Raw genomic sequence first — 22,094 nt, 5'->3', positions numbered from 1 at the left:
CGACCTCCTGACCGACCTCGGCCTCAAGGAGCTGCCATGACCACCGCAGGGGCGGGCGGCCCCCCCCCCCCCCCCCCCCCCCCCCCCCCGGGGGGGGGGGCCCCCCCCCCCCCCCCCCCCCCCCCCCCCCCCCCACGTTTCTCAGTACGTGTAGAGCCCGGCTCCGTTGTCACCCGCCAGATTCAGGCCGAACCGGGCCTTCTTCGCCAGGATGCCCAGGTCGACCGGGTTGAAGGCCAGGGCGCCGGTCGTCGTCAGCCCCGTCGCGGTGCCGCGCAGCGACCACACCGCACCGCCGTCCGCGACCGCCTCCAGGTCCTCGTCCGGCGCACCGGCAGTCAGCTCCGCCCTGCCGTCCCCGGTGACGTCCAGCAGCCGCACGGAAGCGCCGAAGTGGTCGCCCTTCTCCGCCACCCCGGGCATGCCCGTCGTGTCCTGGTGGAACGACTTGGCACCGGTGCCGCTCAGCCCGCCGGGCCCGCCCTTCAGCAGGACCACCGCGCCCGCGCCCTTGACCGACTCCAGGGCCTCGAACGGCACGCCCACCGCCAGGTCGTCGTAGCCGTCGCCGTCGACGTCGCCGGCGCTCATCCGGGCGCCGAACTGGTCGCCCTTCTCGCTGACCCCGGGGACGCCCGCCGTGTCCTGTGTGATGATCCGGGACCGGGTGGCGCCCGGAACGGTCGCGGAGCCGTAGAGGATCCGGATGGTGCCCGGGTCGGTGGGGTAGTCCTCCTCGTTGCCGTTCGGGACCAGCCGGAGGGCCAGGTCGTCCTTGCCGTCGTGGTCGAAGTCGCCGACCGTCGGGACCCGGCCGCTGGGCAGCCGGCTGTAGGTCGTGGACAGGCCCTGCGGGGTGCCGAGCCACAGCCGGGTGTCCTCGACGTTCCCCTCCCACCCGTAGAAGGTGATCAGGTCGTCGATGCCGTCACCGTTGAAGTCGCCCTCGGCGGGGGTGCTCATGCGGCTGTCCGACGTGAACATGGGCACGAACTGTTCGCGCGAGGGCTCCCCGGACCGCTTGAACGGCCCGTAGAGCACGCTCCGCTGGTCGAGGTACTCGTCCTGCGAGCCGTGCGCCATCATCAGGTCCGCGTTGCCGTCGCCGTTGAAGTCGCCGGCGATCAGGTTGTCCCCCATATCGCCGCTCTCGGGGCCGGGAATGCGTACCGAGTCCTTGCCCGTCATGCCGCCGGTGCGGCCCCACAGGATGATCACGGAGCCGTAGTTGTTCAGCTCCGGCAGCGATTCGTTGGAGTAGAGCGCGAGATCGGTCAGCCCGTCGTGGTCCAGGTCGGCCGGGAACATCTGGAAGCCGAGGCCGTGGCCCTCCCCGGCCTCGCCCGGCACGCCCGGGGTGTTCTGGTCGATGGTCGTCGTGCGGGCGGGGCCGAGGCCCTGGGCGGAGCCGTAGGCGATGGTGATGTAGCCGGCGTAGAGCTGCCCGTCCACCGTCGCGTTGGGGGACCCGACGGCGACGTCCTGGTACCCGTCGCCGTTGAAGTCCTCGCGGACGGTGGTGCCTGCCGTTCCCCCGGCCGTGCCCGCGTGCGCGCCCTCGGGCGCCGCGACGGCCACGCCGCCGGTCAGCGCTGTGGCGGCACATACGGCCACGGTCAGCATGGTGCGAATGCCCACAAAATTCTCCTTGGTCGCGTACGTGGAGCCAATGGCGTACGAGGTGTGAGGGCTCGCATAGGAGACACCTACGGCGCGGAGAAGGTTGCACGGCGAACGGAAGGTGAACTCGGCTCGGGGGTAGGGGAGTCGGGGGCGGTCCGTGGCCGCCCCCGCCGCCCGTTCCTAGGGCCTGTCGTCACATTCCCGTCGTCCGCCCGGAGGGCGGGCCGGGCGGCGTCAGGTGCGTGCTCTCGGCGTGCCGGCCCCAGACCCCTGTACTGGATGTACTGGGGTCTGGGGCCGGTGCGGCGAGAGTGCGTGCATGGCGTCGCCCGGCAGACGGGAATGTGACGACAGGCCCTAGCGGCCGGCCAGCAGGGTGAGCGTGTCGATCACCCGGTTGGAGAAGCCCCACTCGTTGTCGTACCAGGCGGACACCTTGATGTGGCGTCCGTCGACCCGGGTGAGCTCCGAGTCGAAGATGGACGACGCCGGGTTGCCGGTGATGTCGGCCGACACGAGCGGGTCCTCGGAGTATTCGAGTACGCCCGCGAGCGGGCCCTCGGCCGCCGTCCGGTACGCGTCGAGCACCTGATCCCGCGTCACGTCCCGGGCCACGGTGGTGTTCAGCTCCACGATCGAACCCACCGGGACCGGCACCCGGATGGAGTCACCCGACAACTTGCCGTCGAGCCTGGGCAGCACGAGCCCGATGGCCTTCGCGGCGCCGGTCGTGGTCGGCACGATGTTCACGCCGGCGGCGCGGGCGCGGCGGGCGTCGCGGTGCGGGCCGTCCTGGAGGTTCTGCTCCTGGGTGTAGGCGTGCACGGTCGTCATGAAGCCGTGCTCAATGCCGGCGAGGTCGTCCAGGACCTTGGCCAGCGGGGCGAGCGCGTTGGTGGTGCAGGAGGCGTTCGACACGATGGTGTGCAGCTCCGGGTCGTACGCGTCGCTGTTGACGCCGTACGCGAGCGTCACGTCCGCCCCGTCCGAGGGCGCGGCGACCAGCACCCGCTTCGCTCCGGCGTCCAGGTGGGCGCGGGCGGCCTTCGCCGAGGTGAAGCGGCCGGTGGCCTCCACCGCGATGTCGACGCCCAGCTCCGCCCAGGGCAGCCGCGCGGGCTCCCGCTCGGCGAGCACCTTGATGCGGCGGCCGTCCACGACGAGCGTGTCCCCGTCCACGGTGACCGGGCGGCCCAGCCGGCCCGCGGTGGTGTCGAACGCCAGCAGCCGGGCGAGGGTGGCGGGCTCCGAGAGGTCGTTGACGGCGACCAGGTCGAGGTCGCTGTCGCGTTCGAGCAGCGCGCGCAGCACGTTGCGTCCGATGCGGCCGAATCCGTTGATGGCGATGCGAGTCACGTGAGATGTCCCTTCTCTCTTCGCCCTCCACGATCGCGCTCGCCGCGCGGCCCGGACAGCGGCGTGAACGCCACGGTCCGCAAGGATCCCGCCAGCCGGAGCCGGTGGCGGCAGGCCCTGTCTGTCCCTATTCGCCCCGGGCGGCCGTATCTTCTATTCGCCCCGGGCGAAGGTGCGCCGGTACTCGCTCGGGGTCGTGCCCAGGATGCGCTGGAAGTGCAGGCGGAGATTGGCTCCGGTCCCGAGCCCCACATCGGCGGCGATCTGCTCGACGGCCCGCTCCGAGCGTTCGAGGAGTTCGCGGGCCATGTCGATACGGGCCCGCATCACCCACTGCATCGGGGTGTACCCGGTGTCCTCGGCGAACCGCCGCGAGAACGTGCGGGGCGAGACCGCCGCGTGCCGGGCCAGCGCGTCGAGCGTGAGGGGTTCGCCGAGCCGGTGCAGCGCCCATTCCCGGGTGGCCGCGAACCGCTCGCCCAGCGGCTCGGGCACACTGCGCGGCACGTACTGCGCCTGGCCCCCGCTGCGGTACGGGGCCGCGACGAGCCGCCGGGCCGCGTGGTTGGACGCGGCGACGCCCAGATCGCCGCGCAGGACGTGCAGGCACAGGTCGATCCCGGACGCGGCGCCGGCCGAGGTGAGGACGCTGCCCTCGTCGACGAACAGCACGTTCTCGTCCACCCGGACCAGCGGGTACTTCGCGGCGAGCGCGCGCGTGTAGTGCCAGTGCGTGGTGGCCCGGCGGCCGTCGAGCAGCCCGGTCGCGGCGAGCGCGAACGCCCCGGTCGAGATGGCGGCGAGCCGCGCCCCCCGCTCGTGCGCGGCGACCAGCGCCTCGATCACGGTCCGGGGCGGATCCTCCCGGTCCGGCTGCCGGTACCCGGGTACGAAGACGATGTCCGCCCAGGCCAGCGCTTCGAGCCCGTGCGTCACGTGGTACGCGAGCCCGTCACCCCCCGTCACCGGCCCCGGGGCCGCCCCGCACACCCGTACCTCGTAGGGCATGCTCGCCCGGGTCGTGAACACCTGGGCCGGGATGCCCACATCGAGCGGCTTCGCCCCGTCGAGCACGAGGACGGCGACACGGTGCAGCCGGTCCATCAGTCGAGGCAGAACTCGTTGCCCTCGACGTCCTGCATGTTGAGGCAGGACTCGTTCTCCTCGTCGGCCGTCAGCAGCTTCCCGCGCACCGCGCCGAGCGGGAGGAGCCGCGCGCACTCGGCCTCCAGCACGGCAAGCCGCTCCTCGCCCTTGAGCCCGGTGCCCACCCGGACATCGAGGTGCAGCCGGTTCTTGGCGGTCTTGCCCTCGGGAACCTTCTGGAAGTACATCCGCGGACCGGCTCCGGTCGGGTCGGAGGCCGCGAACCAGGTGTTCCGCTCCTCGGCAGGCAGCGAGGCGTTGTAGGCGTCCCAGGAGTCGAACCCCTCCGGCGGCTGCGGCGCGACATACCCCAGCACCTCGCACCAGAAGCGCCCCACGCGCTCGGGATCCGCGCAGTCGAAGGTCACCTGGAAATGCTTGATCGTTGCCATGGGGTCACCTTAGAGGCCGCATCGGTGCCGCTCCAGGCGGATTCTTTGCATAAAAGTGCATCACTGCGTATAGTCATGCCATCGATGAGGAGGCTTTCCATGGCGGTACGCGCAGCAGTGGCAGGAGCGAGTGGGTACGCGGGCGGGGAACTGCTCCGTCTGCTGCTCGCCCACCCCGAGGTGGAGATCGGCGCACTCACCGCCAACTCCAACGCGGGCCAGCCCCTCGGCGCCCTCCAACCGCACCTGCGCCCCCTGGCGGACCGCATCCTCCAACCGACCACCGCCGACGTGCTCGCCGGGCACGACATCGTCTTCCTGGCCCTGCCGCACGGCCAGTCCGCCGCCGTGGCCGAACAGCTCGGCGACCAGGTCCTGGTGGTGGACATGGGCGCCGACTTCCGCCTCCGGGACGCCGGCGACTGGGAGAAATTCTACGGCTCGCCGCACGCCGGCACCTGGCCCTACGGACTGCCCGAGCTGCCCGGCGGCCGCGCCGCCCTCGCCGGGACCAAGCGGATCGCGGTGCCGGGGTGCTACCCGACCGCCGTGTCGCTCGCGCTGTACCCGGCGTACGCGGCGCAGCTCGCCGAGCCGGAGGCCGTGATCGTCGCCGCGTCCGGGACCTCCGGCGCCGGCAAGGCGGCCAAGCCGCACCTGCTGGGCTCCGAGGTGATGGGCAACATGTCGCCGTACGGCGTCGGCGGCGTCCACCGCCACACGCCCGAGATGATCCAGAACCTCAGCGCCGCCGCCGGCGAGCCGGTCACCGTGTCGTTCACGCCGACCCTCGCGCCCATGCCGCGCGGCATCCTTGCCACGTGCAGCGCGAAGGCGAAGCCCGGGACGACCGCCGAGAGCGTACGCGCCGCCTATGAGAAGGCGTACGCGGACGAGCCGTTCGTGGACCTGCTGCCCGAGGGGCAGTGGCCCGCCACCGCCGCCGTGTACGGCTCCAACGCCGTGCAGATCCAGGTCGCGTACGACGAGGCGGCCGGGCGGATCATCGTGATCAGCGCCATCGACAATCTCGCCAAGGGCACCGCGGGCGGGGCCCTGCAGTCCATGAACATCGCCCTCGGACTGCCCGAGGACACAGGTCTTTCCACGATCGGAGTCGCACCGTGAGCGTCACGGCAGCACAGGGATTCTCGGCGGCGGGCATCGCCGCCGGAATCAAGGAGAACGGCAACCCGGACCTGGCCCTCGTGGTCAACAACGGTCCGAGCCGCGCCGCCGCGGGCGTCTTCACCTCCAACCGCGTCAAGGCCGCGCCGGTCCTCTGGTCGGAGCAGGTCGTCAAGGGCGGCGAGGTCTCCGCCGTCGTCCTCAACTCCGGTGGCGCCAACGCCTGTACGGGCCCGCAGGGCTTCCAGGACACCCACGCCACCGCCGAGAAGGCCGCCGAGGTCCTCCAGGGCCACAGCGCGGGCGAGATCGCCGTCGCCTCCACCGGGCTCATCGGCCTCCTGCTCCCCATGGACAAGCTGCTCCCCGGCATCGAGAAGGCCGCGGCGGCGCTCAGCGAGCACGGCGGCGAGAAGGCCGCCATCGCCATCAAGACCACCGACACCGTGCACAAGACCGCCGTCGCCGGCGGCGAGGGCTGGACCGTCGGCGGCATGGCCAAGGGCGCCGGCATGCTCGCCCCGGGCCTGGCCACCATGCTCGTCGTCCTCACCACCGACGCCGACGTGGACGCCGCCGGTCTCGACGCTGCCCTGCGCGACGCGACCCGCACCACCTTCGACCGGGTCGACTCGGACGGCTGCATGTCCACCAACGACACCGTGCTGCTCCTGGCCTCCGGCGCCAGCGGGATCGCCCCGGAGCAGAAGGAGTTCGCCGAGGCCGTCCGTACCGTCTGCGACGACCTGGCCCGGCAGCTCATCGGGGACGCCGAGGGCGCCTCCAAGGACATCCGGATCGAGGTCGTGAACGCCGCGACCGAGGACGACGCCGTCGAGGTGGGCCGCTCCATCGCCCGCAACAACCTCCTCAAGTGCGCCATCCACGGCGAGGACCCCAACTGGGGCCGGGTGCTCTCCGCCATCGGCACCACGAAGGCCGCCTTCGAGCCGGACGCGCTCAACGTCGCCATCAACGACGTCTGGGTCTGCCGGAACGGCTCGGTCGGCGAGGACCGCGACCTGGTCGACATGCGCTTCCGGGAGGTCCGGATCACCGCCGACCTCGCCGCGGGCACCGAGTCCGCCGTCATCTGGGCCAACGACCTCACCGCGGACTACGTCCACGAGAACAGCGCGTACAGCTCATGACGACGGCGCGGAAGCACACCGCACTCCCGAAGGCGCAGATTCTCATCGAGGCTCTGCCCTGGCTGACCCGGCACAACGGCAAGACCGTCGTCATCAAGTTCGGCGGCAACGCCATGATCGACGAGGAGCTGAAGGCGGCCTTCGCCCAGGACGTCGTCTTCCTGCGCCACGCCGGGCTCAAGCCCGTCGTCGTGCACGGCGGCGGCCCCCAGATCAGCGCCCAGCTCGACAAGCAGGGCCTGGTCAGCGAGTTCAAGGCCGGGCTGCGCGTCACCACGCCCGAGGCGATGGACGTCGTCCGCATGGTGCTCGCCGGCCAGGTCCAGCGCGAGCTGGTCGGCCTGCTCAACCAGCACGGGCCGCTCGCCGTCGGCATGACCGGCGAGGACGCCCACACCATCACCGCCATACAGCACCGGCCCACCATCGACGGCGAGCTGGTCGACATCGGCCGGGTCGGCGAGATCACCGCCATCGACACCGGCGCCATCCAGGCCCTGCTGGACGACGGCCGCATCCCGGTCATCTCCTCCATCGCCCGGTCCGCCGACGACAACCACGTCTACAACGTCAACGCCGACACCGCGGCCGCCGCACTCGCCGCCGCGCTGAACGCCGAGACGCTGATGGTCCTCACCGACGTCGAGGGCCTGTACGAGGACTGGCCCAACAGCGACGACGTGATCAGCCGGCTCACCGCCACCGAGCTGGAGAAGCTGCTGCCCGAGCTGTCCAGCGGCATGGTGCCCAAGATGCAGGGCTGCCTGCACGCCGTACGCAACGGGGTGGAGACCGCCCGCGTCATCGACGGCCGGGTCCAGCACTCGATCCTGCTGGAGATCTTCACCGACGAGGGAATCGGCACGATGGTCGTGCCCGACGCACAGGGGGAGTCATGAGCAACGCCGAGCTTTCGCAGCGCTGGCAGCACGCACTGATGGACAACTACGGCACCCCGAAGCTGTCCCTCGTGCGCGGCGAGGGCGCCCGTGTCTGGGACGCGGACGGCACCGAATACCTCGACTTCGTCGGCGGCATCGCGGTCAACGCCCTGGGCCACGCCCACCCCGCCGTCGTGGAGGCGGTCACCGCCCAGATCTCCACCCTCGGGCACGTGTCCAACCTGTACATCGCCGAACCGCCCGTCGCGCTCGCCGAACGGCTCCTCTCGCTCTTCGGCCGCACCGGCAGGGTCTTCTTCTCCAATTCGGGCGCCGAGGCCAACGAGGCCGCGTTCAAGATCGGCCGGCTGACCGGACGCACCCACATGGTCGCCACGGACGGCGGCTTCCACGGCCGGACCATGGGCGCCCTCGCGCTCACCGGCCAGCCCAAGAAGCGCGAGGCGTTCACCCCGCTCCCCGGCGACGTCACCCATGTGCCGTACGGGGACGTGGAGGCGCTCCGGTCCGCCGTCACCACCGAGACCGCGCTCGTGATCATCGAGCCGGTCCAGGGCGAGAACGGCGTCGTGGTCCCGCCCAAGGGCTATCTGGAGGCCGCCCGGGAGATCACCCGGGCCACCGGCACCCTGCTCGTCCTGGACGAGGTCCAGACCGGCGTCGGTCGCTGCGGCACGTGGTTCGAGCACCAGGCCCACCAGGGCGTCGAGCCCGACGTCGTCACGCTCGCCAAGGGGCTCGGCGGCGGACTCCCGATCGGCGCCACGGTCGCCTTCGGCGCGGCGGCCGACCTGCTCGCACCCGGCCAGCACGGCACGACGTTCGGCGGCAACCCGGTCGCCTGCGCCGCCGGCCTCGCGGTCCTGGACACCCTCGCCGCCGACGGCGCCCTCGACCAGGTCAAGCGGCTCGGCGAGCGCATCCGGGAGGGCGTGGAGGCGCTGAACCACCCGTTGGTCTCCCATGTCCGGGGCTCCGGGCTGCTGCTGGGTATCGTGCTCACCGAGCCCCTCGCGCCCCAGGCGCAACAGGCGGCTCAGGGGGCCGGCCTCCTGGTGAACGCGCCCGCGCCCGATGTCCTGCGGCTGATGCCGCCGCTGACCATCGGCGACGCGGAGGTGGACGCGTTCCTCCGGGCGCTGCCGGATGCCCTCGACGCGGCATACGGGGACGGACGATCCGGAGAGAAGCGCTCCGGAGAATGAGGCGACGACGATGACCGAGGCGCAGGATTCCGAGTTCGGCGGGCCTTCGGTGCCGCAGACCCGCACGGCGCGCCACCGCCGGATCGTGGACATCCTCAACCGGCAGCCGGTGCGCTCGCAGAGCCAGCTGGCCAAGCTCCTCAGCGACGACGGGCTGAGCGTCACTCAGGCGACGCTCTCCCGGGACCTGGACGAGCTGGGCGCGGTGAAGATCCGCAACACCGGCGGCGAGCTGATCTACGCGGTGCCCAGCGAGGGCGGTTTCCGCACCCCGCAGGCCCCGCTGGGCGGCTCCGCCAAGGAGGAGCGGATGCGCAGGCTCTCCGCCGAGCTGCTGATCTCGGCGGAGGCTTCGGCCAACCTGGTGGTGCTGCGTACGCCGCCGGGCGCCGCGCAGTTCCTCGCCTCGGCCATCGACCAGGCCGAACTGCACGACATCCTCGGCACCATCGCGGGCGACGACACGCTCATGCTGATCAGCCGCGACCCGGCCGGCGGGCAGGCGCTCGCCGACCATCTGCTGCGGCTCGCGCAGAACGAGCGCTAGTGGTCGACGCGCGCTAGTAGTTCGTGATCGCGGTCGCGCCGGCAACGGTGCCGATCGCGATGTGCGGGCTGCGGGCCGGGTCGGCCCAGGCGAGGATGCGGTCGATCGCGTCCGCCGGTACGGAGACGCAACCGGCGGTCGCGCCGGACCCGTTGACGTGCAGGAAGATCCCGGCGCCCCGGCCGCGTACCGGCTTGTCGTAGTTGAAACCGATGACGAGCGCGCGGGCGTACTGCGTGGGGTACGCGGTGATCTGCTCGGACTCCGATGCCCGGCAGTCCGAGGGCAGCGGCTCGACCCAGCGGTTGTAGGCGGCCGCCTCGTTGTCCTCGCACCACCAGGACTTGGTGGTGGCCTGCCGGTACGAGAAGCGCGTGCCGGCGGGCGCGGCCTTGACCCCGAAGGCGTACGGCAGGTCGTAGAGACCGGTCGGCGTCGTATACGTGCTCTGCTGACGGGTGCTGCCCTCGGTGAGGCCCTTCGAGCCGAACCGGGCGGCGGCGGTCCCGGCGGCGACCCACTTCCCGTCCTTCAGGTCCCACCAGGTGAGGGTGCCGACGGTGGACGAGGTGGAGTCCGCCATGGCGGTGATCAATTGGGTGCCGCCGCCCGTGTCGGCGAGCCGGGTCGGCAGCGGGGCGGTGGCCAGCGGGGGCCGGCCCGCCCCGACGACGGTGCCGAGGGCGAGCAGGACGGCGGCGGTGGTCATAAGTCTTCGCATGCCACGGACTCTAGGCCGTGCCCGGCGGATCGTCTCAGGGTTCTGATACGGGATCAGCGCGCCGCCCGCAGCAGCCGCTGCGCCCCCACCCGCACCGCCCGCCGCGACTCCGGGCTGTCGCGCTCGCGCAGCCACTCCACCGGGAACTCGGCCGCGTGGGGGAGCAGGGCCCGGGTCGCCGCCCGGACGACGGCGGATGACGGGTCGTCCAGCAACGGCATCAGCCCCTCCCGCCGCACCGCGTCCAGCGCCCGCAGCCCGGTCACCGCCTGGGCGCGCACCGCCGGGTCCGGGTGGCGGACCAGGGCCCACAGCGTGTCCGCGTCCTGGTGCCGGTCGCCGCACTCGCCGAGCCCGGCTGCCGCGCCCGGCGCGACGTCCCCGCGGGTGCACAGCTCCCGGTACAGCGGCAGCGGATCGGTCCCGCCCTGGCGCACCACGTACCGGGCGCAGGCCCGCACCACGCCCGAACGGTCCGTCAGATGGGCCCGCGCCTCCTCGTACCGTCCGGCGCGCCGCAGCGCGGTGACTCCGGCGGCCCGGACGCGGCCCGAGCGGCCCGTCAGCAGGATGTCGAGGACATCCTCGTCACCGCTCTGCCGGAGCGCCGCTTCCGCGCACAGGTCCTGGAGGACGACGTCCCCCGAGCGCGCGGCGATCCGGGCCATCCGGAGCGGCGGCAGCAGTCCGCGCTCGACGGCGACGCGATGGGCGAACCGGAGCGTCGCCCGGTCGGCGCTCTCCAGCAGCGGGTGCAGGGCCTCGGCGGGGCCCTCGCGCAGCGCCCGGCCCAGTTGCTCCGCCGCGAACCCGCCCCGCTCGCGCCGGTCCAGGAGCAGGATCAGCTCCGCCTGGGCGATGAGGGCGGCGGCCTCCACCGATGCCAGCAGGGCCCGGGCCCGCTCACGTACCGGAGCCGCCCAGTCCGCGCACCGCACGACGAGGAGGGGCAGCAGATCCGGGTAACGGGACACGCGGTCGAGCGCGGCCTCCCGGGTCCGGCCGTCGGGGTGGCACAGGGCGAGGGCGGTGCCGGGTCCGGTCGGCGCGGCGTCCCGGTCCGGGAGCGGCGAGACCCAGCGGTCCGGGGCGTACCAGGGCGGGTACCGCACCGCCAGATCGAGTGCCACCCAGTCCACGGCGGAGTCCCGCCCGCCGAGCGCTTCGCGCACGGGCCGGCCCTCGGCGAGGCGCTGCGCCGCTGTCCACGCGTGGTCCATGATCCCCCCAGGTGCTCCGGAGACCGACCGTACCGGCGGCCCGGCGGTCCCGGCACCCGCTTTGACAAACCATGCAGAGCTCTGCATAGTTATGCCTATCAACGATCGTGGCACTTCCGAGGAGCACGTAGTGAGCAACGGCAACGGCAACGGCGACGTACGTCTCTGGGGCGCCCGCTTCGCCGACGGACCGGCCGAGGCGCTGGCCCGGCTGTCCGCGTCCGTCCACTTCGACTGGCGCCTCGCGCCGTACGACATCGCCGGCTCCCGTGCCCACGCCCGCGTCCTCAACAAGGCCGGTCTGCTCACCGAGGACGAGCTGAACCGGATGATCGCCGGGCTCGACCAGCTCGAAGCGGACGTGGCCGACGGCTCCTTCACCGGCACCATCGCCGACGAGGACGTCCACACCGCCCTGGAACGCGGCCTCCTGGAGCGGCTGGGCCCCGACCTCGGCGGCAAGCTCCGCGCCGGCCGGTCCCGGAACGACCAGATCGCCACGCTCTTCCGGATGTACCTGCGCGACCACGCCCGCGTCATCGGCTCCCTGATCGCCGACCTCCAGGACGCCCTGGTCGGCCTCGCCGAGGCGCACCCGGACGTCGCCATGCCCGGCCGTACGCACCTCCAGCACGCCCAGCCGGTGCTCTTCGCCCACCACGTCCTGGCCCACGTCCAGTCCCTGTCCCGGGACGCGGAGCGGCTGCGGCAGTGGGACGAGCGGACCGCCGTCTCGCCGTACGGCTCCGGCGCGCTGGCCGGGTCCTCGCTGGGGCTCGACCCGGAGGCGGTCGCGGCCGACCTCGGCTTCGAGCGGGGCTCGGTGGGCAACTCGATCGACGGCACGGCCTCCCGGGACTTCGTCGCCGAGTTCGCGTTCGTCACCGCGATGATCGGCGTCAACCTCTCCCGGATCGCCGAGGAGATCATCATCTGGAACACGAAGGAGTTCTCCTTCGTCACCCTGCACGACGCCTTCTCGACCGGCTCCTCGATCATGCCGCAGAAGAAGAACCCGGACATCGCCGAGCTCGCCCGGGGCAAGTCGGGCCGCCTCATCGGCAACCTCACGGGCCTGATGGCCACGCTGAAGGCCCTGCCGCTCGCGTACAACCGCGACCTCCAGGAGGACAAGGAGCCGGTCTTCGACTCCTGCGACCAGCTGGAGGTCCTGCTCCCCGCCTTCACCGGCATGATGGCGACGCTCACCGTCAACCGGGAGCGCATGGAGGAGCTGGCCCCGGCCGGCTTCTCGCTCGCCACGGACATCGCGGAGTGGCTGGTCAAGAAGGGCGTGCCGTTCCGCGTCGCCCACGAGGTGGCCGGCGAGTGCGTCAAGGAGTGCGAGCACCACGGCATCGAGCTGGACGAGCTGACGGACGAGCAGTTCGCGAAGATCTCCGAGCATCTGACCCCGGAGGTCCGCACCGTCCTCAACGTGGCCGGCGCCCTCGCCTCCCGCAGCGGGCGCGGCGGCACCGCCCCCTCGGCCGTCGCCACCCAGCTGGCCGAGGTCAAGGCGGACCTCGCCGTGCAGCACGCCTGGGCGGACGCGCACAAGTAGTCGAAAACGCATCGCGGGCTACGTTGAGGGTAGGCGCGTCCTGCCCGACGACGAGGAGCCCGCGATGCCGTTCGCCCGACTGTCCGAAGCGACCACCCCCACCGCCCACATCGGGCTCGGCCTGGCCGCCGTCGGCCGGCCCGGCTACATCAACCTCCACCGCGACCGCGACCTGCCCCAGGACCGCTCGCCCGACGCCCTGCGCGACCGTACGCACGAACTCCTCGACGCCGCCTACGCGCAGGGCGTCCGCTACTTCGACGCCGCCCGCTCCTACGGGCGCGCCGAGGAGTTCCTGGCCGGCTGGCTGGCCGCACACCCCGAGGCCGACGACGTCGTCATCGGCAGCAAATGGGGCTACACCTACACCGCCGACTGGGGCCTCGACGCGGAGACGCACGAGGTCAAGGACCACAGCCTCGCCGCGTTCGAGCGCCAGCGCGCCGAGACCGCCGCCCTGCTCGGCGACCGGCTCGACCTCTACCAGATCCACTCGGTGACCCCGGACAGCCCGGCGCTCGCCGACAAGGAGCTGCACGCCCGCCTCGCCGAACTGGCCGCGCAGGGCGTCAGCGTCGGCATCTCCACCAGTGGCCCCGCCCAGGCCGAGGCGATCCTCGCCGCCCTCGCCGTCACGGTCGACGGCGCCCCCCTCTTCCGTACGGTCCAGGCCACCTACAACGCGCTGGAGACCTCGGCGGGCCCCGCGCTCGCCGAGGCGCACGCCGCCGGACTCACCGTCATCGTCAAGGAGGGCATGGCCAACGGCCGGCTCGCCGGTGACCAGGTGCCCGCCGTCGTCCGGGAGATCGCGGACGAGGAAGGGCTCGGGGCCGACGCGGTCGCCCTCGCCCTGGTGCTCCACCAGCCGTGGGCCGGTGTCGTGCTCTCCGGCGCGGCCACCGTCGCCCAGCTCTCCGGCAACCTCCACGCGGCCGTCCCCGTCCTCGACGAGGAACGGCAGGCCAGGCTGGAGGCGCTGGTGGAGGAGCCGGACGCGTACTGGCGGCACCGCGCCTCGCTGCCCTGGAGCTGACACCGGCGACACGGCACTAACCCGAATGAGACATGAACGTCTCATTCGGGTTAGTGTCGTCTCATGACTCTTGATCGTGAGCAGGTGCTGCGCAGCGCCGCCGCCCTGCTGACCCGTAAATCCACCGCCACCATGGACGAGGTCGCCAAGGCGGCCGGCATCGGGCGCGCCACCCTGCACCGGCACTTCGCCGGGCGGGACGCCCTGGTCAGGGCGCTGGAGGAGCTGGGCATCCAGGAGTTCGAGGCCGCGCTCGACGCCGCCGCGATGGACGAGGGCACGAGCGAGGAGGCGCTGCGCCGGTTCGTCGTCGCCGTCGAGCCGAGCGCCGGACTGCTCTCGTTCCTCGTGACGGAGAACCAGCTCTGGGAGGACGGCGACCAGAACGCCGGCTGGGACCGGCTGGACGCCCGCGTCGCCGCCTTCTTCCGGCGCGGCCAGGAGCGCGGCGAATTCCGCATCGACCTGACCCCGGCCTGGCTGACCGAGGCGCTGTACGGGCTCATCGGCAGCGGGGCGTGGGCCGTTCAGGCGGGCCGGGTGGCCGCCCGGGACTTCCCGTACATGATCGCCGAGTTGCTGCTCGGCGGCGCACGCCGGAGCGTGGAGCAATGAGCAGCGTCGAAGAGCACCCGGAGCCCCCCGTCGATCCGTACCGCCCCGGGCGGTGGATCGCGCTGGCCGTCCTCGTCCTCGCCGTGCTCCTGGTGGCCGTCGACGCGACCGTGCTCGGCCTGGCGACCCCGTTCCTCAGCGAGGACCTGGAGCCGACCGGCACCCAGCTGCTCTGGATCGGTGACGTCTACTCCTTCGTGATCGCCGGGCTCCTGGTCTCCATGGGCAGCCTCGGCGACCGCATCGGCCGCAAGAAGCTGCTGCTGTGCGGCGCCACCGCCTTCGGCGCGGTCTCGGTGCTCAACGCCTACGCGCACACGCCCGAGATGATGATCGTGGCGCGCGCCCTGCTCGGCGTCGCGGGCGCCACCCTGATGCCGTCCACCCTGGCCCTGATCCGCAACCTCTTCCACGACCCCCGCGAGCGCAGCCTCGCCATCGGCATCTGGGGCGCGATGGCCTCGGCCGGTGCCGCCGTCGGGCCCGTCGTCGGCGGGTTCCTCCTCGAACACTTCTGGTGGGGCTCGGTCTTCCTGATCAACCTGCCCGTCATGGCCGTGCTCGTGGCGGTCGGCGTCAAGATGATCCCCGAGTCGAAGAACCCGGCGCCCGGACCGTGGGACCTGCCGAGCGTGGGCCTCTCGCTGGTCGGCATGATCGGGGTCGTCTACGCCATCAAGGAGATGGCCGCGCACGGCGTGGGCTGGACCCCCGCCCTGGTGGGCGTCGCCGGGCTGCTGGCGCTGATCTGGTTCGTACGCCGTCAGTTCCGGCTCCCCGCCCCGCTGCTGGACATGCGGCTCTTCCACCACCGGGGCTTCTCCGGCGCGGTCCTCGCCGACCTGCTGACCATCCTCGGCCTGTCCGGGATCGTCTTCTTCCTCTCCCAGTTCCTCCAGTTGGTCCAGGGCCGCGGCCCCCTGGAGGCCGGGCTCGCCGAACTGCCCGCCGCCATCGGTGCCGTCACCGCGGGCCTGCTGGCGGGCACGGTCGCCCGGCGGTTCACCGTACGGACCGTGGTGGCGGGCGGGCTCGGCGCGATCGGCCTGGCGCTGGCCGCGGTCGCCGCCGTCCACCGGGACACGGCCTACCCGCTGATCGGGGCGCTGCTCCTGATCGTCGGCGTGGGCGCGGGCTTCGCGTTCACCGTGACGTCCGACGTCATCCTCTCCAGCGTCCCCAAGGAGCACGCGGGCTCCGCCTCAGCGGTCTCCGAGACGGCGTACGAGCTCGGCGCGGCGCTCGGCATCGCGCTGCTCGGGTCCATCGTGACCGGGGCCTACAAGAGCTTCCAGGCCCCGCCCGGCACCCCGCCCGCCGTCTCGGACGCCGCGCATGAATCGCTGGGCGGCGCCGTGGAGTCCTCGCACCTGCTGCCGCCGCACGAGGCCACCGAGATGGTCACCGCCGCCCAGGACGCGTTCGTGGACGGCCTGCACCTCGCCTCCGTCGTCGGCGCCGTCGTCCTCGTGGCTACGGCCGTCGCCGCCTGGTTCCTGCTGCGCGGTCAGGAGCTGGAGGAGGGCATCGTGCACGACTGACACACGCGTGAGGGCCCGCCCCCGGTCCGGGGGCGGGCCCTCACGTATGCGTCAGCGGATCAGGCGGCCTTCGCCTTGGTCGCGTACATGTCCACGTACTCCTGGCCGGACAGCCGCATCACCTCGGCCATCACGGAGTCGGTTACCGCCCGCAGCACATAGCGGTCGCGGTCCATGCCCTCGTAGCGCGAGAACTCCATCGGCTCACCGAAGCGCACCGTGACCTTGCCCGGCCGGGGCAGACCCGAGCCGCCCGGCTGGAGCTTGTCCGTGCCGATCATCGCGAACGGCACCACCGGCGCGCCCGTCATCAGCGTCAGCCGCGCGATGCCCGTACGGCCCCGGTAGAGCCGGCCGTCGGGGGAGCGGGTGCCCTCCGGGTAGATCGCGAACGCCTTGCCCTCCTCCAGGATCCGGCGCCCCGTCATCAGCGCCGCGACACCGCCGCGCCCGCCGTCCCGGTCCACCGGGATCATCCCGACGCCCGTGAAGAACCAGGCCATCAGCCGGCCCTTGAGCCCCTTGCCCGTCACGTACTCGTCCTTGCCGATGAAGAACACCGGGCGGTCGCAGCAGATCGGCATGATCATCGAGTCGATGAACGTCAGATGGTTGCCCGCCAGGATCACCGGCCCGCTGCCCGGAATGTTCTCGATGCCCTCCATCCGGGGACGGAACATCAGGCGCAGGATCGGTCCGAGCACTGCCTTGATGAGTGCGAGACGGGACAACGCTTCCTCCGGTGTAGTGGCCGGGCCGGCCGGGGTGACGGATTGTAAAGGTCCATGCAGGTGAGGACGATACTCGCGGGTACCGGCCCATCGCACATCGGGTTCACGCATCGGATACACCGTGTTGACATGTGTTCGCGCCATGTTCGTCCAGGTGCCGCCCCCAGGACCGTACCTCTGCCTACGCTCGATCCTCGCTCGACAGGTGCCGTACATCACATGCGAGGAGCATTCATGACAGAGCGTGCGCAGGCCGCGCCGGGCCGCCGGACCGTCATCGGAGCGGGGGCGGCCGTCCTCGGAACCGCCGCCCTGGGTGTCACCACAACGGCGCAGGCGGCCGACCGCAACGGCGGACACGGGGACCACGGCGGCCACCGCCTCGACCTGCCGGTCCCGACCGTCATCGGTCACCGGGGCACCAGCGGCTACCGCCCCGAACACACGCTGGGCTCCTACCAGCTCGCCCTGGACATGGGCGCGCACATCATCGAGCAGGACCTCGTCCCCACCCGCGACGGCCACCTCGTCTGCCGCCACGAGAACGACATCACCGCCACCACCGACGTCTCCGCGCACCCCGAGTTCGCGAACCGCAGGACCACCAAGAGCGTCGACGGTGTGTCCCTCACCGGCTGGTTCACCGAGGACTTCACCCTCGCCGAGCTCAAGACGCTCCGCGCCAAGGAGCGCATCCCGGCCAACCGCCAGAAGAACACGCTGTACGACGGCCGCTGGGAGGTTCCCACCTTCGAGGAGGTCCTGCGCTGGGCCGACCGCGAGGGCCGCCGCCGCGGAAAGCCCGTCTGGCTGTACGTCGAGACCAAGCACCCCACCTACTTCCGGGGGATCGGACTCGGCCTGGAGGAGCCGCTGGCCAAGCTGCTGCGCCGCTACGGACGCCACCGCGCCCAGTCCCCGGTGATCCTCCAGTCCTTCGAACCCGGCAGCGTCCAGCGGCTGGCCCGGCTCGTCGCGACCCCGCGCATCGTCCTGCTCTCCGGCACCGGCACCAAGCCCTGGGACTTCGAGGTGTCCGGCGACCCCCGCACCACGGACGACCTGGTCAAGCCGGCCGGCCTCAAGTGGATGGCCTCCTTCGCACAGGGCATCGGCCCCACCCTGGACCTGATCATCCCCAAGGACGCCGCCGGCCGGCTCGCCGAGCCCACCACCCTGGTGCGCGACGCCCACGCGCAGGGCCTCGTCCTCCACCCGTACACGATGCGCAACGAGAACACCTTCCTGCCCGCCGACTTCCGGCGCGGCAGCGACCCCAACGCGTACGGGGACGCGTTCGGCGCGTTCGCCGCGTACTTCGCGACCGGGATCGACGGCATCTTCTCCGACAACCCGGACACCGCCCTGCTCGCGGCGGCGGACTTCGCGGCGAAGAAGTAGCACGTCGGGCCCGACTCCCCGTCAGTACCCCGCTCCCGTCACATCGCAGGGGAGTTGGCTATGTCACAGGGGAGTTTGGGCCCCATCCGTTCCCGATGCCTTGGATGTCTGCGCAGAATGCTCGCGGCGGAGGTTGTCGCTCCTGAACCGTGGGAAAGGAGCGGGAGACAACCGGCGGATCAGGTGAGCGGGAGGCATGCGCACATGGGCATGAGCGTGACCATCTCGGCGGCGGACGTGCGGGACGCCGAAGAGATTCTGAAGCTGCAGTACCTCTGTTTCCAGAGCGAGGCGGAGCTGTACGGCAATTACCGCATCGACCCGCTCGTCCAGACCCTCGACTCGGTGCGCGCCGAGATCGCGGAGAACCTGGTCTACGTGGCACGGCTCGGCGACGAGGTCGTCGGCTCGGTCCGGGGCTCGGCCGACGAGGACGGCACCGGCCAGATCGGCAGGCTCTGCGTCCACCCGCGCCTGCGGGGCCACGGCCTCGGCGCCCGGCTGCTGCGCGCGGCGGAGGCGGGCCTCGCCGACGAGCGCGCCGCCACCCGCTTCCGGCTGCACACCGGCCACCGCAGCGAGGCCAACCTGAGGCTCTACCAGCGCGCGGGCTACGCCGCCGTGGGCAACGCCCCGGGCAGCGACGGGGTCATGATGATCCTGCTGGAGAAGGAGGCCCCGGCCCCCACCGCGTACGTGGCCAGCGCCTAGCCGTACACGCGCCGCGCGCGGGCCCTTACGCGGTCCGGGCGCGGCGCAGCCACATCATCCCGGTCACCGGCAGGATCACCGGGATGAACAGGTAGTCCCGGCCGCAGTACGACCACACGGTCGCGTCGGCGAACGCGGACGGCTCCACCAGCGTCCACGTCCCCACGATCAGCACCCCGGCCAGCTCGGCCGCGCAGCACACCAGCGCCGTCCGGCGCGCCCGCTCGCCGCCGCGCACCAGCGAATACGTGATGAAGCCGTAGACGAGCGCGGCGACCGCCGACAGCACATAGGCGAGGGGCGCACGCCCGAAGTCCAGGATCATCTGGACGATCGAACGGGACGCCGCCGCCACGGTGAACACGCCGTAGAACCAGACGAGGACCCGGCCGGGACCGGTGCCGAGGTCGAAGGGCCGCTTCTCGCCGGCCGTCGCCTGCGTGGTGTCGGTGTCGGTCACGGTCAGCTTCCCCAGATGTCGTAGAGCCGTACTTCGAGGACGGCCAGGACGACCGCGCCCGCCGCCACCGTCACCGAGCCCCAGCGGGTCCGCTCGCTCAGCGACAGGAACCCCGCCGCCGGTACGGCGAGGAACGCCCCGGCGAGGTACGCGATGAAGATGGTCATGCCCTGCTCCGGCCGCTCGCCCCGGGCCAGCTGCACGATCCCCGTCACCAGCTGCGCCAGGGCCAGCAGCGAGACGACGGCCATGCCGATGAAGTGCCAGTCCTTGGTGGGCTGGTCGCGGTAGGCGGCGTATCCGCACCAGGCGGCGAGGGCGAGGGCGGCCACGGCGACCGCGACCGTCAGGGCGTCGAGCATGAGCCGAGGGTATTACGGCGCGCCGGACCCTCCGCCCTCGCCCCCGGTTCGCCGGGGATGGTGGCCTTGACCACAGGGTGCGCTGCTCCCGGGGACTGGGGGAGTGGCATGGGAGGGGTCGCTACGAGTACATCACCGCAGGTCAGAGCCGTTTGGCTGGAAAACGTCGGCCGATACGGGACCGTCGTGCCCACCCATCCATGGCCGTCCGCTATCCGGACAACCGGTCCGGCGGCGAACTCACGTCTGTTTTACTTGTGCCCATGACCACGACGAGCAGCCGCATCCTTGCGACCGAGGCGATCACGACGCCCGGTGCTCGTTGTATGGGTCGAATGCGCGCCTTCTGAGGGCCCACGACCGAGCCTCGCGCCCCGAAGCGAGACCCTTCCCGGCCGCCCGTACGGGCCCCGGCCCGCGGTGACCGCCGCGCCCGGACGCCCCGGGAACCCGCTCGGAACGTCCGATCGAAAACGTCCGGATCACCCCCGGACGCATGCCCCGTGCCCGGCGGACACCGCGCCGCGCACTCGACAGTGACGGAAACCCCTGTGATCACCACGACGGGCCTCACGAAGGTCTACCGTTCGCGCGACCGCGAGGTCACCGCCCTGGACGGCGTCGACCTCCACGTAAGCGAGGGCGAGGTGTACGGCGTCATCGGCCGCAGCGGCGCCGGCAAGTCCTCGCTCATCCGCTGCGTCAACCTCCTGGAGCGCCCCACCTCGGGCACCGTGGCCGTGGCCGGCCAGGACCTCACCGCCCTCGCGGGCCGGGGCCGCCGGGCCGGCAAGGAGCTGCGCGAGGCGCGCAGCCGCATCGGCATGGTCTTCCAGCACTTCAACCTGCTGGCCTCCCGCACCGTGCAGAGCAACGTCGAACTCCCCCTGGAGATCCTCGGCGTCACCGGCCGCGAGCGCTCCCGCAAGGCCCTCGAACTCCTCGACCTGGTCGGCCTCGCCGACAAGGCCAAGTCCTACCCGGGTCAGCTCTCCGGCGGCCAGAAGCAGCGCGTCGGCATCGCCCGCGCCCTCGCAGGCGACCCCAAGGTGCTCCTGTCCGACGAGGCGACCTCCGCCCTGGACCCCGAGACCACCCGCTCCATCCTCCAGCTCCTGCGCGACCTCAACCAGCAGCTCGGGCTCACCGTCCTGCTCATCACCCACGAGATGGACGTCGTCAAGACCGTCTGCGACTCCGCCGCCCTGATGCGGGGAGGCAGGATCGTGGAGTCCGGCACCGTCGGCGAACTGCTCGCCACCCCCGGCTCCGAGCTGGCCCACGAGCTGTTCCCCGTCGGCGGCACCGCCTCCGCGCCCGACCGCACCGTCGTGGACGTCACCTTCCACGGCGAGGCCGCCGCCCGCCCGGTGATCTCGCAGCTCTCCCGTACGTACAACATCGACATCTCGATCCTGGGCGCCGCCATGGACACCGTCGGCGGCAAGCAGATCGGGCGCATGCGCATCGAACTGCCCGGCCGGTTCGAGGAGAACGTCGTCCCCATCGGCTTCCTGCGCGAACAGGGCCTTCAGGCCGAGCTCGTGGATGCCGCACCCGTCTCCGCACCCGCACCGCTCACCAAGGAGGTGGCGAAGTGACCTGGTCCGAAATGCAGCCGCTGCTGTCGCAGGGCACCGTCGACACCCTCTACATGGTGCTGTGGTCCGCCCTCGTCACCGTCCTGGTCGGACTGCCCCTCGGCGTCCTGCTCGTCCTCACCGACAAGGGCGGACTGCTCCAGAACACCCCGGTGAACAAGGTCGTCGGCGTGATCGTGAACATCGGCCGCTCGCTGCCGTTCATCATCCTGCTGATCGCCCTGATCCCGTTCACCACCTGGGTCGTCGGCACCTTCATCGGCCCCACCGCGATGATCGTGCCGCTCGCCGTCGGCGCCATCCCGTTCTTCGCCCGGCTGGTCGAGACGGCGGTGCGCGAGGTCGACCACGGGCTCGTGGAGGCCGTCCAGTCGATGGGCGGCTCCATCCCGACGATCGTCCGCAAGGTGCTCCTCCCGCAGGCCCTGCCGTCCCTGGTCTCCGGGATCACCACCACCGTCATCGTGCTCATCGGCTACTCCGCGATGGCCGGCGCGGTCGGCGGCGAAGGGCTCGGCTCCAAGGCCGTCACCTACGGATTCCAGCGCTTCGACAACCGGTTCATGCTGATCACGGTCGCGCTGCTGATCGTCATCGTGACCCTCGTCCAGCTGATCGGCGACCTCGCCGTCCGCCTGCTGGCCCGCCGAGGCCGCACCACCTGACTTCCCTTCCCCAGGG

At 71.9% G+C, this 22,094-nt stretch carries 22 protein-coding genes; 13 read left to right on the top strand and 9 right to left on the bottom strand.

Annotated elements, in window-relative coordinates:
* Positions 1–141: 141 nt before the first annotated feature.
* The 4 genes from ACIQZN_RS21525 to ACIQZN_RS21510 form a co-directional block, all read right to left on the bottom strand.
* Complete coding sequence (locus ACIQZN_RS21525; protein WP_403996094.1) at positions 142–1,638, bottom strand: FG-GAP-like repeat-containing protein; 1,497 nt, start codon at positions 1,636–1,638, stop codon at positions 142–144.
* Between the two features lie 342 nt (positions 1,639–1,980).
* A complete protein-coding gene (gap, locus tag ACIQZN_RS21520) occupies positions 1,981–2,979 on the bottom strand; it encodes a type I glyceraldehyde-3-phosphate dehydrogenase (RefSeq protein ID WP_265545289.1) in 999 nt (332 codons plus the stop codon).
* A gap of 153 nt (positions 2,980–3,132) precedes the next feature.
* Positions 3,133–4,083 (bottom strand): GlxA family transcriptional regulator, encoded by a 951-nt coding sequence (locus ACIQZN_RS21515; protein ID WP_403996090.1) that lies wholly within the window; start codon positions 4,081–4,083, stop codon positions 3,133–3,135.
* A complete protein-coding gene (locus ACIQZN_RS21510) occupies positions 4,083–4,517 on the bottom strand; it encodes a VOC family protein (RefSeq protein WP_403996087.1) in 435 nt (144 codons plus the stop codon). The genes ACIQZN_RS21515 and ACIQZN_RS21510 overlap by 1 nt, the downstream gene beginning before the upstream one ends.
* 99 nt (positions 4,518–4,616) lie before the next feature.
* Here ACIQZN_RS21510 and argC point away from each other — a divergent pair, with 99 nt between their 5' ends.
* From argC to ACIQZN_RS21485, 5 genes are read left to right on the top strand one after another with little or no spacing between them, the layout of a single operon-like run.
* Complete coding sequence (gene argC / locus ACIQZN_RS21505; protein ID WP_403996084.1) at positions 4,617–5,645, top strand: N-acetyl-gamma-glutamyl-phosphate reductase; 1,029 nt, start codon at positions 4,617–4,619, stop codon at positions 5,643–5,645.
* Positions 5,642–6,796 carry a bifunctional glutamate N-acetyltransferase/amino-acid acetyltransferase ArgJ gene (gene argJ / locus ACIQZN_RS21500; protein WP_403996081.1) on the top strand — a complete coding sequence of 385 codons (1,155 nt, stop codon included), beginning with the start codon at positions 5,642–5,644 and terminating at the stop codon, positions 6,794–6,796. Before argC ends, argJ begins: the two co-directional genes overlap by 4 nt.
* A complete protein-coding gene (gene argB / locus ACIQZN_RS21495; RefSeq protein WP_073967851.1) occupies positions 6,793–7,695 on the top strand; it encodes an acetylglutamate kinase in 903 nt (300 codons plus the stop codon). The genes argJ and argB overlap by 4 nt, the downstream gene beginning before the upstream one ends.
* Positions 7,692–8,903, top strand: a complete 1,212-nt coding sequence (locus ACIQZN_RS21490; protein WP_403996078.1) for an acetylornithine transaminase — start codon at positions 7,692–7,694, stop codon at positions 8,901–8,903. The genes argB and ACIQZN_RS21490 overlap by 4 nt, the downstream gene beginning before the upstream one ends.
* A gap of 10 nt (positions 8,904–8,913) precedes the next feature.
* On the top strand, positions 8,914–9,450 hold the full coding sequence (locus ACIQZN_RS21485; protein ID WP_073967849.1) for an arginine repressor: 537 nt from the start codon (positions 8,914–8,916) through the stop codon (positions 9,448–9,450).
* Between the two features lie 13 nt (positions 9,451–9,463).
* Here ACIQZN_RS21485 and ACIQZN_RS21480 read toward each other — a convergent pair whose 3' ends face one another.
* Together ACIQZN_RS21480 and ACIQZN_RS21475 are read right to left on the bottom strand one after the other, a co-directional pair.
* Positions 9,464–10,171: a L,D-transpeptidase family protein gene (locus tag ACIQZN_RS21480; RefSeq protein ID WP_403996075.1), complete on the bottom strand. Its 708-nt coding sequence runs from the start codon at positions 10,169–10,171 to the stop codon at positions 9,464–9,466.
* Between the two features lie 53 nt (positions 10,172–10,224).
* A complete protein-coding gene (locus ACIQZN_RS21475; RefSeq protein WP_403996072.1) occupies positions 10,225–11,391 on the bottom strand; it encodes a hypothetical protein in 1,167 nt (388 codons plus the stop codon).
* A gap of 130 nt (positions 11,392–11,521) precedes the next feature.
* On the opposite strand from ACIQZN_RS21475, the gene argH reads away from it, so the two are divergent.
* The 4 genes from argH (at position 11,522) to ACIQZN_RS21455 (ending at position 16,147) form a co-directional block, all read left to right on the top strand.
* Positions 11,522–12,955 carry an argininosuccinate lyase gene (argH, locus tag ACIQZN_RS21470; RefSeq protein ID WP_403996069.1) on the top strand — a complete coding sequence of 478 codons (1,434 nt, stop codon included), beginning with the start codon at positions 11,522–11,524 and terminating at the stop codon, positions 12,953–12,955.
* 64 nt (positions 12,956–13,019) lie between these two features.
* The gene (locus ACIQZN_RS21465) at positions 13,020–13,991 is read left to right on the top strand and encodes an aldo/keto reductase (RefSeq protein ID WP_403996066.1); all 972 of its coding nucleotides are present in this window, start codon (positions 13,020–13,022) and stop codon (positions 13,989–13,991) included.
* 63 nt (positions 13,992–14,054) lie between these two features.
* The gene (locus ACIQZN_RS21460) at positions 14,055–14,606 is read left to right on the top strand and encodes a TetR/AcrR family transcriptional regulator (protein WP_073864393.1); all 552 of its coding nucleotides are present in this window, start codon (positions 14,055–14,057) and stop codon (positions 14,604–14,606) included.
* Positions 14,603–16,147, top strand: a complete 1,545-nt coding sequence (locus tag ACIQZN_RS21455) for an MFS transporter (RefSeq protein WP_403996062.1) — start codon at positions 14,603–14,605, stop codon at positions 16,145–16,147. Before ACIQZN_RS21460 ends, ACIQZN_RS21455 begins: the two co-directional genes overlap by 4 nt.
* A 59-nt stretch (positions 16,148–16,206) precedes the next feature.
* Here ACIQZN_RS21455 and ACIQZN_RS21450 read toward each other — a convergent pair whose 3' ends face one another.
* Complete coding sequence (locus ACIQZN_RS21450; RefSeq protein WP_073967842.1) at positions 16,207–16,878, bottom strand: 1-acyl-sn-glycerol-3-phosphate acyltransferase; 672 nt, start codon at positions 16,876–16,878, stop codon at positions 16,207–16,209.
* Positions 16,879–17,112: 234 nt separating this feature from the next.
* Between ACIQZN_RS21450 and ACIQZN_RS21445 the strand changes: the two genes are divergently transcribed.
* Positions 17,113–18,279, top strand: coding sequence for a glycerophosphodiester phosphodiesterase (locus ACIQZN_RS21445; RefSeq protein ID WP_403996058.1), 1,167 nt, complete (start codon positions 17,113–17,115; stop codon positions 18,277–18,279).
* Between the two features lie 204 nt (positions 18,280–18,483).
* A complete protein-coding gene (locus ACIQZN_RS21440; protein ID WP_403996055.1) occupies positions 18,484–18,990 on the top strand; it encodes a GNAT family N-acetyltransferase in 507 nt (168 codons plus the stop codon).
* A gap of 25 nt (positions 18,991–19,015) precedes the next feature.
* Here the strand turns inward: ACIQZN_RS21440 and ACIQZN_RS21435 are convergent, their stop codons facing one another.
* Both ACIQZN_RS21435 and ACIQZN_RS21430 read right to left on the bottom strand, forming a co-directional pair.
* On the bottom strand, positions 19,016–19,450 hold the full coding sequence (locus tag ACIQZN_RS21435) for a hypothetical protein (RefSeq protein ID WP_018103832.1): 435 nt from the start codon (positions 19,448–19,450) through the stop codon (positions 19,016–19,018).
* Between the two features lie 2 nt (positions 19,451–19,452).
* Positions 19,453–19,812, bottom strand: coding sequence for a hypothetical protein (locus ACIQZN_RS21430; RefSeq protein WP_018103833.1), 360 nt, complete (start codon positions 19,810–19,812; stop codon positions 19,453–19,455).
* 551 nt (positions 19,813–20,363) lie between these two features.
* Between ACIQZN_RS21430 and ACIQZN_RS21425 the strand changes: the two genes are divergently transcribed.
* Together ACIQZN_RS21425 and ACIQZN_RS21420 are read left to right on the top strand one after the other, a co-directional pair.
* Positions 20,364–21,413 carry a methionine ABC transporter ATP-binding protein gene (locus tag ACIQZN_RS21425; RefSeq protein ID WP_403996051.1) on the top strand — a complete coding sequence of 350 codons (1,050 nt, stop codon included), beginning with the start codon at positions 20,364–20,366 and terminating at the stop codon, positions 21,411–21,413.
* Positions 21,410–22,078: a methionine ABC transporter permease gene (locus ACIQZN_RS21420; protein ID WP_403996048.1), complete on the top strand. Its 669-nt coding sequence runs from the start codon at positions 21,410–21,412 to the stop codon at positions 22,076–22,078. The genes ACIQZN_RS21425 and ACIQZN_RS21420 overlap by 4 nt, the downstream gene beginning before the upstream one ends.
* Positions 22,079–22,094: the final 16 nt, after the last annotated feature.

This window comes from Streptomyces sp. NPDC097595 (genome assembly GCF_044761525.1).
In the GTDB taxonomy this organism is placed as follows: domain Bacteria; phylum Actinomycetota; class Actinomycetes; order Streptomycetales; family Streptomycetaceae; genus Streptomyces; species Streptomyces drozdowiczii_A.
This window is presented reverse-complemented; position numbering and strand designations above follow the sequence as displayed.

Coding starts and splice junctions, on each gene's coding strand:
- ACIQZN_RS21510 (WP_403996087.1), bottom strand. CDS start 4,517: ATGGCAACGATCAAGCATTTCCAGGTGACCTTCGACTGCGCGGATCCC.
- argC (WP_403996084.1), top strand. CDS start 4,617: ATGGCGGTACGCGCAGCAGTGGCAGGAGCGAGTGGGTACGCGGGCGGG.
- ACIQZN_RS21465 (WP_403996066.1), top strand. CDS start 13,020: ATGCCGTTCGCCCGACTGTCCGAAGCGACCACCCCCACCGCCCACATC.
- ACIQZN_RS21440 (WP_403996055.1), top strand. CDS start 18,484: ATGGGCATGAGCGTGACCATCTCGGCGGCGGACGTGCGGGACGCCGAA.
- ACIQZN_RS21475 (WP_403996072.1), bottom strand. CDS start 11,391: ATGGACCACGCGTGGACAGCGGCGCAGCGCCTCGCCGAGGGCCGGCCC.
- ACIQZN_RS21490 (WP_403996078.1), top strand. CDS start 7,692: ATGAGCAACGCCGAGCTTTCGCAGCGCTGGCAGCACGCACTGATGGAC.
- argB (WP_073967851.1), top strand. CDS start 6,793: ATGACGACGGCGCGGAAGCACACCGCACTCCCGAAGGCGCAGATTCTC.
- ACIQZN_RS21480 (WP_403996075.1), bottom strand. CDS start 10,171: ATGCGAAGACTTATGACCACCGCCGCCGTCCTGCTCGCCCTCGGCACC.
- ACIQZN_RS21485 (WP_073967849.1), top strand. CDS start 8,914: ATGACCGAGGCGCAGGATTCCGAGTTCGGCGGGCCTTCGGTGCCGCAG.
- ACIQZN_RS21455 (WP_403996062.1), top strand. CDS start 14,603: ATGAGCAGCGTCGAAGAGCACCCGGAGCCCCCCGTCGATCCGTACCGC.
- ACIQZN_RS21445 (WP_403996058.1), top strand. CDS start 17,113: ATGACAGAGCGTGCGCAGGCCGCGCCGGGCCGCCGGACCGTCATCGGA.
- ACIQZN_RS21515 (WP_403996090.1), bottom strand. CDS start 4,083: ATGGACCGGCTGCACCGTGTCGCCGTCCTCGTGCTCGACGGGGCGAAG.
- ACIQZN_RS21460 (WP_073864393.1), top strand. CDS start 14,055: ATGACTCTTGATCGTGAGCAGGTGCTGCGCAGCGCCGCCGCCCTGCTG.
- ACIQZN_RS21430 (WP_018103833.1), bottom strand. CDS start 19,812: ATGCTCGACGCCCTGACGGTCGCGGTCGCCGTGGCCGCCCTCGCCCTC.